The organism is Microbacterium sp. PRC9, assembly GCF_031844125.1.
Classification (GTDB): domain Bacteria; phylum Actinomycetota; class Actinomycetes; order Actinomycetales; family Microbacteriaceae; genus Microbacterium.
Genome location: NZ_JAUZUR010000011.1, coordinates 66,740 through 74,136, shown reverse-complemented (window position 1 = coordinate 74,136; position 7,397 = coordinate 66,740). Strand labels below are relative to the sequence as shown.

Annotated in this window: 5 protein-coding genes and 1 tRNA gene; 3 read left to right on the top strand and 3 right to left on the bottom strand. The window is 68.0% G+C overall.

Features of this window, described 5'->3' with window-relative positions; genetic code table 11:
• Positions 1–578: 578 nt before the first annotated feature.
• Both Q9R33_RS19430 and Q9R33_RS19425 read right to left on the bottom strand, forming a co-directional pair.
• The gene (locus tag Q9R33_RS19430; protein WP_311294810.1) at positions 579–2,516 is read right to left on the bottom strand and encodes an alkyl sulfatase dimerization domain-containing protein; all 1,938 of its coding nucleotides are present in this window, start codon (positions 2,514–2,516) and stop codon (positions 579–581) included.
• Positions 2,517–2,651: 135 nt separating this feature from the next.
• Positions 2,652–2,742, bottom strand: a tRNA-Ser gene (locus Q9R33_RS19425).
• Between the two features lie 166 nt (positions 2,743–2,908).
• On the opposite strand from Q9R33_RS19425, the gene Q9R33_RS19420 reads away from it, so the two are divergent.
• The 3 genes from Q9R33_RS19420 (at position 2,909) to radA (ending at position 6,753) form a co-directional block, all read left to right on the top strand.
• Positions 2,909–4,270 (top strand): MFS transporter, encoded by a 1,362-nt coding sequence (locus Q9R33_RS19420; RefSeq protein WP_311294812.1) that lies wholly within the window; start codon positions 2,909–2,911, stop codon positions 4,268–4,270.
• Between the two features lie 52 nt (positions 4,271–4,322).
• Positions 4,323–5,276 carry an L-lactate dehydrogenase gene (locus Q9R33_RS19415; RefSeq protein WP_056372453.1) on the top strand — a complete coding sequence of 318 codons (954 nt, stop codon included), beginning with the start codon at positions 4,323–4,325 and terminating at the stop codon, positions 5,274–5,276.
• A gap of 106 nt (positions 5,277–5,382) precedes the next feature.
• Entirely contained in the window at positions 5,383–6,753 is a 1,371-nt protein-coding gene (radA, locus tag Q9R33_RS19410; RefSeq protein WP_056372466.1) for a DNA repair protein RadA, read from the top strand.
• Positions 6,754–6,988: 235 nt separating this feature from the next.
• Here radA and Q9R33_RS19405 read toward each other — a convergent pair whose 3' ends face one another.
• Complete coding sequence (locus Q9R33_RS19405; protein WP_056372468.1) at positions 6,989–7,396, bottom strand: hypothetical protein; 408 nt, start codon at positions 7,394–7,396, stop codon at positions 6,989–6,991.
• Between the last annotated feature and the right edge of the window lies 1 nt (position 7,397).

Below are 7,397 nucleotides of genomic sequence, written 5' to 3'. Positions count from 1 at the left end.
TTGGCATTTGACAAGTGCACGCTGTTGAGTTCTCAAAGATCGGACGCACCCGCATTCCAGCTTCACAGCCATCACCGCAGGGCAACTTCACTATCTTATCCCATCGAAGCCATCCGTCAGACCGACCGGAGCTCTTCGAGCGGGAAACCCATCGTCCAGCACGCAGAGCGTCTTGGAGGTGATGGGGGCGGTTCGCTGCTTGAGGGGAGCCAGACCCTGAGGCCTTCCGCTCTACCCTTTGGGGCGAACAAGAAGACTCTACCCCGTGAATGCGGGTTCGCACAAATCGACGCTCTGCACGGCTGCTCGCCCCCTGCGGAGACCTCCCCGAGGGCCCGATTCCGTCGCGATCGAACCTGTCCCACACGCAGATCAGCCCTGCACGTAACAGGGCTGATCTGGTGAAGATGGGGCTGACGGTGGGATGTGAACTCACAGACCCCGACATCCGGAACGATCAGATGGGTCGGTTCACGTTGATTCAGGCGGGTTCAGGCATCCGCATCGATCAGCGCGGAAGGATGTGGATCAGCGTCGATGTCGGATTGCGTTGCCACACACAGAGGACGCGATGCGCTCTATGGCGTGACGATCGGGAAGGCCGGATCGAAGTCGTCCAATACTGCGGCGAGTTCGACAAGCTGATCGGTGTCGCCGTGGAGCGCGATCTTCCCGCCCGCGGCGAGCTGCGGTGCGACGCTCGGTTTGAGAAGCACGCCGACCATCAGGGGCTTCGGTGCGCTCACGGTGAGGGGGGCATCGGTCGAGTGCCCTCGCCGCGCGTTGAGCACGCCCCGCGCGATCCAGAGATTCCACTGTTCGGCGCTGTCGGTGAAGTCCAGATTGATCCGGATGTCAGCATCCGCCGCCTTCGGGCCGTTCACGTGCACGGCGGCGAAGTCGAACAGGATGTCGATCGGCATCCCGAGCAGAGTGTCCTCGCTGGCCGTTGTGAACGCGGTCGGCTGAATCCCTTCGCGAAGCTCTCGAGCGGCCGTGAGGAAGATCCCGCGCCACTGCGGACCCTCCGCCTGGAAGCCGAGCTGCTCATACGCATCGGCCTGCAGATCCCGCGCCTCGACGTCGCCCGGGTCGGCGAAGACGAGCTTGTGCAGGATCTCCACCGCCCACCGGTAGTCGGCAGCTTCGAATGCACGCTTGCCCTCTTCCAGAACCTTGTCGCGGCCGATGAAGGCTATGTATCGCTTCGCGGATTCCACAGGCGGGTGCGGATGCAGCGACACGGGGTCGCCATCCCACATGCCGAGCTCCTTCGTGAAGACTGCGCGCACGTCGTGATGCACGGTGCCGTGGTAGCCGTGGTTGAACCACTTGCGGTCGAGCTCGTCCGGCAGGCGGATCTCCTCCGCAGCCTCCAGAGGCGTGTACCCCTGATTCGCGAGACGGAGCGCCTGGTCGTGGATGTACTTGTACGCATCCCGTTGCGAGGCGATCAATGCGGTGACATCGGCATTGCCCCAGACCGGCCAGGTGTGCGGTCCGTAGTGCACCTCGGCCTCATCGCCCCAGCGCTCCAGTGTTTCGTCGAGGTAGCGGGCGAAGTTGCGGGCATCCCGCGTTCGCGCGCCGCGGAGTGTCTGGATGTTGTGGAGCGAGTGGTTGGCGTTCTCCGCCGTGGTCAGAGCCTTCAGCTCCGGGATCCAGATGTGCATCTCCTCCGGCGCCTCCGTGTCGGGGGCATAGAGGAACTCGAACTCGATGCCCGCGATGGTGCGCTTCTCCCCCGTCGTGCGGATGCCGTCAGTCGGTGAGATATAGGAGACGGTCGGGTTCTTCGTGGTGAGCGTGCCGATCCCGCAGCTGACGAACCCGTGCGGGCCATGCTCCAGCAGTCCACCGAATGCGTACTGCGCGCGTCGGGCCATCGCGTTGCCGGCGACGACGTTCTCGCCGATGGCGAACTTGTCGAACGAAGCGATGGTTCCCGGCGCGAGAATGGGCACCTTGCCCGACCGCACATCCTCTTCCGAGACCACGCCCTTCACACCGCCGTAGTGGTCGATATGGGTATGGGTGTAGATCACCCCGGCGACAGGTTTGTCGCTGACGTGCTCGCGGATCAGCGCCATGCCCTGGCGAGCACTTTCGACCCCGGCCATGCAGTCGATCACGATGAGCCCGTCGACGCCCTCGACGACGGTGAGCTGCGCGATGTCGTTGCCACGCACCTGGTAGACGCCGTCAACCACCTTGAACAGGCCACCCTGGCGGATCAGCTTCGACTGCCGCCACAGACTCGCATCGACCGAATCCGGCGCGTCTCCGTCGATGTAGTCCATCGCGTGCAGGTCGAAGATCACATGACCGTCATCGCCGAGCACTGATTCGGGCAGAGGTGCGATCAGGCCACGCGCAACATCCGTGAAGTCCTGCACATCGTCCAGCGGATAGCGTTCCCGCGCTGCAGCGAGAGCGGCAACAGTGGCAGGTGAAGCTTCCTGGGGTGAGCGGGCCATCATTCTGCTTTCCGTAAGGAGTTCGAGCCGTGGGGTCACGCCTTCGATCAGCCTGGCGCACGGGCGCGCTGTGTGCAAAGCGGCCGGCGCCGTCACCCCGACGTCCGAGGTCGCATCCGCACAAAGCGAAACCCACTCAAGTCGATCAGACTGATCAGCTTGAGTGGGTTTCAATGGCGGTGACGGTGGGATTTGAACCCACGGTAGGGGGTTACCCTACACAACTTTTCGAGAGTTGCACCTTCGGCCGCTCGGACACGTCACCGCCGACAAGCTTACGACACGTCGGCGGATGCTGCGAATCGGCGCCTTCCCCCCTCCGCCGGCAGCATCGAGCAGAAGCGACGGCCGCCGTGTCGCCGTGTCGGTCTAGCGTGGGAATCGTGACCGACGAGCACCCGGGCGAGGCGCCGACATCCGTCACGGGCCGCATGACCACGACGCAGCGGTACGTGCTGTGGATCGCGGTGCTCGCGTCGTTCGTGGCCTTCCTCGACGGCACGATCGTGAACGTCGCCCTGCCGGCGATCAGCGACGAGCTCGGCGGCGGCATCACCACGCAGCAGTGGGTGGTCGACGCCTACCTCATCACGCTCGGCGCGCTCATCCTCGTCGCAGGATCGGTGAGCGACGCGTATGGGCGCGTGCTGGTGCTGCGCATCGGGCTCATCGGGTTCGGCATCGCCTCCCTCGCGATCGCCGCGGCTCCGACCGCGGAGTTCCTCATCGTCGCACGGGGGCTCCAGGGCGCGGCCGGTGCGTTCCTCGTGCCGAGCTCGCTGGCGCTGATCACATCGAACTTCACAGGCTCCGCCCAGAGCCGCGCCATCGGCATCTGGACGGCGATGACGACCTCGGCGATGATCGTCGGTCCGCTGATCGGCGGCATCCTGGTCGACTTCGTGTCGTGGCGCTGGGCGTTCCTCATCAATGTCGTGCCGATCGGCGTCACGCTCATGCTGCTGGCGCGCGGCGGCTTCCACGACACCCGGCATCCCGATTCCTCGATCGACTGGATCGGCGCGGCCCTGTGCACCTTCGGTCTCGGCGGCATGGTCTACGCCCTCATCGAGCAGCCGGACCAGGGCTGGGGATCCCCCGCGATCTGGGTGCCGCTCGCCCTCGGCGCGGTGCTGTTCGTCGCGTTCGTGCTGCGGCAGCGCACGGTGCGGCATCCGATCCTGCCGCTCGATCTGTTCCGGGTGCGCAACTTCTGGACCGGCAACGTCGCGACGACCTTCATCTACGGGGCGCTGGCACTCAACGGACTCGTCGTGGTCGTGTACCTGCAGGAGGGCGCCGGACTCTCCGCGACGCTGGCGGGGCTCGCGAGCCTGCCGATGACGATCCTGATGATCCTCTTCAGCTCGCGTGCCGGAGCGCTCAGCGGGAGGTGGGGTCCGCGGTTCTTCATGACTGTCGGACCGATCACGATGGGGATCGGCGCTCTACTCCTGCTCACCGTCGGCACGGACTTCTCCTATTGGTGGCAGGTGCTGCCGAGCATGATCGTGATGGGCGCGGGCCTCGCGCTCACGGTGGCTCCGCTCACCTCGGCGATCCTCGGGGCGATCGGCCCCGAGCGCTCGGGCATCGCCTCCGCCGTCAACAACGCGGTGGCGCGGGTCGCAGGACTGATCGCCATCGCCCTGCTCGCCACCATCGTCGGCGGCGCGCTCGACCTCGACGGCTTCCACCGGTCGGCCATCGTCACGGCCGTGCTCATGATCGCCGGCGGGATCACCTCGTTCTTCGGGATCCGCAATCCCGAGCGCCCACCCAAGGATGCATAGACCCGGCGATCCACGCTGGCCCGAGGCACGGGCACACTGCAAGACTGGCCGCATGGCCGTCATCGAGAACTCGAAAGTCACCATCGTCGGAGCCGGCAGCGTCGGCTCGAGCGCCGCGTATGCCGCGCTCATCCGCGGTTCCGCCCGCCACGTCGCCCTCTACGACATCGCCACCCAGAAGGTCGAGGCCGAGGTGCTCGACCTCGCACACGGCACGCAGTTCACGGGCACGAGCGACATCATCGGCGGCAGCGATCTGTCGGTGGTCGAGGGTTCGCACGTGGTCGTGATCACAGCGGGCGCCAAGCAGAACCCGGGCCAGACGCGCATCGAGCTCGCCGGCGTGAACGCCGGGATCATGAAGAAGATGATGCCGCAGCTGCTCAGCGTCGCGCCCGACGCGGTCTACGTCATCGTCACGAACCCCTGCGACGTGCTCACGGTCCTCGCGCAGGAGGAGACCGGCCTGCCGCCCGAGCGCATCTTCGCCTCGGGCACCGTGCTCGACACGTCGCGGCTGCGCTGGAAGCTCGCCGAGCGCGCGGGCGTCTCGACCTCGAGCGTGCACGCGTACATCGTCGGCGAACACGGCGACACCGAGTTCCCGCTGTGGTCGAAGGCGACCATCGGCACCGTTCCGATCCTCGAATGGGTCACGCCCGGCGGCGACCGCCTGTCCGTCGAGGAGCTCGACCAGATCGCCATCGACGTGCGAGACGCCGCCTACAAGGTGATCCAGGGCAAGGGGGCGACGAACTACGCGATCGGCCTGTCGAGCGCGCGCATCATCGAGGCCATCCTGGGCGATGAGCGCGCGGTCATGCCCGTCTCGCCGGTGCTGCGCGACTTCCACGGCGTCGACGGCGTGGCGCTGTCGGTGCCCTCGGTCGTGAGCGCGGCCGGTGCCGTGCCGATCCGCGAGACGCAGTTCGACCACCAGGAGCTCGAGCTGTTCCACGCCTCCGCCGACGCACTGAAGCAGGTGGCCGACTCGCTGCGCGGCTGAGCGGACCGACTCAGGACGAGGACGGATGCCGCGGGCCGCAGCATCCGTCCCGCCATACGCAGCGGGGCTCGGCGGCGATGTCGCGGGCCGGACGTAGGCTCATCGCATGCCCGCTGCCCGACGCCCGACGCAGACAGCCCCCTACCGGTGCACCGAGTGCGGCTGGACCACGCTCAAGTGGGTCGGGCGCTGCGGCGAGTGCCAGCAGTGGGGCACCGTGGTCGAGGCCGCCGAGCAGACCGGCATCCTCCGCTCCGTGACGCCGGTCTCCCCCGGTGCGGGGCGCGCGGCGCAGCCGATCACGCGCATCGACACGTCCGACGCCCCGCGGCGCACCACGGGCGTCGGCGAGTTCGACCGCGTCCTCGGCGGAGGTCTGGTGCCCGGGGCTGCGATCCTGCTCTCGGGCGAGCCGGGCGTCGGCAAATCGACCCTGCTGCTCGAGGTCGCCGCGCAGTCCGCCCAGGCGGGGCGGCGCGTTCTCTACGCTTCGGCAGAGGAGTCGACCGCTCAGGTTCGGCTGCGGGCCGAACGAACCGGCGCCCTCCATGACGAGCTGTACCTCGCGAGCGAGACCGACCTCGCGACGATCCTCGGGCACGTCGACGATGTGGCGCCCGACCTGCTCATCGTCGACTCGGTGCAGACGGTGTCGTCCGCGATGTCGGAGGGCATGGCGGGGCATCCGTCGCAGGTGCGCGAGGTCGCCGCGACGCTCATCCGGGTCGCGAAGGATCGCGGGCTGCCGACGATCATCGTCGGCCACGTCACGAAGGACGGCTCGATCGCGGGTCCGCGCATCCTCGAGCACCTGGTCGATGTGGTGTGCCAGTTCGAGGGCGACCGGCAGACGTCGCTCCGGTTCGTGCGCGCGCTCAAGAACCGCTTCGGGCCGACGGACGAGGTCGGGTGCTTCGACATGACCGGCGCCGGCATCGCCGAGGTGCCCGACCCCAGCGCCCTGTTCCTGGGGCACGGCAGCACCGAGCCGGGCACGTGCGTGTCGATCGCGCTCGAGGGCCGCCGCGCGCTGCCGGTCGAGGTGCAAGCCCTCACGATCGACAGCAAGTCGGGCAACCCGCGCCGGATCGTGAACGGCGTCGATGCGGCGCGCGTCGCGACGGTGCTCGCGGTGCTCGAGAAGCGGATGAAGATCAAGACCTCGGATCAGGACGTCTACGTCTCGACCGTCGGCGGTGTGAGGTTCGCCGAGCCTGCGGCCGACCTCGCGATCGCGCTCGCCGTCGCCAGCGCGGTCGAGGGCTGGACGATTCCCCGACACATCGCCGTGGTCGGCGAGCTGAGCCTGGCCGGCGAGGTGCGGCCCGTCACGCAGGCGGCTCAGCGACGGAGCGAGGGCGCGCGACTCGGTTATCGCGACGTCATCGACCACCGCTCCGGCTCGCTGGGCGGCGCCGTCAGCGACGTGCGGGTGCGCTCGAAAGGCCGACCCGGAGAAGACATCCCGGAGTTCTGATCCCGGCCGGTCGGCTCAGCGTCCGCGAGGCCGGCGTCGACGCCCAGGGTCGACGTACCCGAGCACGATGGGGATCACGAGGCCGGCCGCGCACACGATTCCGACGAGCAGGAATTCCACCCGGCGAGTCTGCCCCGTCGTCCCCGGCGACGCAAACCTGTCGCCCGGAGTGTCGCCGGGTCGTCGAACGAGGGCACTTGGTCAGGAGGGCGGGGACGTCGCGTCCCGACCGCGGTCAGGCGTCGAGGGCGGCGATCAGGTCGGCGGGCGAGGCCTGCAGCGGGTGGGGCCCCGCGATGTCGAAGAAGACAGTGGTGATCTCGTCCTCGTGCGCGCCGAGGAAGGCGCGCAGCCACGTCGGCGATTGCAGCGCGACGCCCGGCGGCAGCGTCTCGGGCTTGTGGGCGGCGTCGCTGAACAGCAGCAGCGCGATGTCGCCGGTCTTCGCGTCGCGGTAGGTCCACACCTCGCCGACATCCAGCGGGTTGTCGCGGTGCCCGGGCCGCATCAGCGGCACGACGGTGGGGCCGTGACGCAGCGCGAAGGCGACCGCTGCCATGTCCTGCGTCTGGAGCGCGTCGCCGAGCTGAGGATTGCGGAAGTCCGCCGCTGCGGCCTTCTTCACGCGCTTCTTGCCTGCCACC

Excerpts from the sequence above, each read along its gene's own strand:
- Q9R33_RS19420 (WP_311294812.1), top strand. The coding sequence starts at position 2,909 with ATGACCACGACGCAGCGGTACGTGCTGTGGATCGCGGTGCTCGCGTCG.
- Q9R33_RS19415 (WP_056372453.1), top strand. The coding sequence starts at position 4,323 with ATGGCCGTCATCGAGAACTCGAAAGTCACCATCGTCGGAGCCGGCAGC.
- radA (WP_056372466.1), top strand. The coding sequence starts at position 5,383 with ATGCCCGCTGCCCGACGCCCGACGCAGACAGCCCCCTACCGGTGCACC.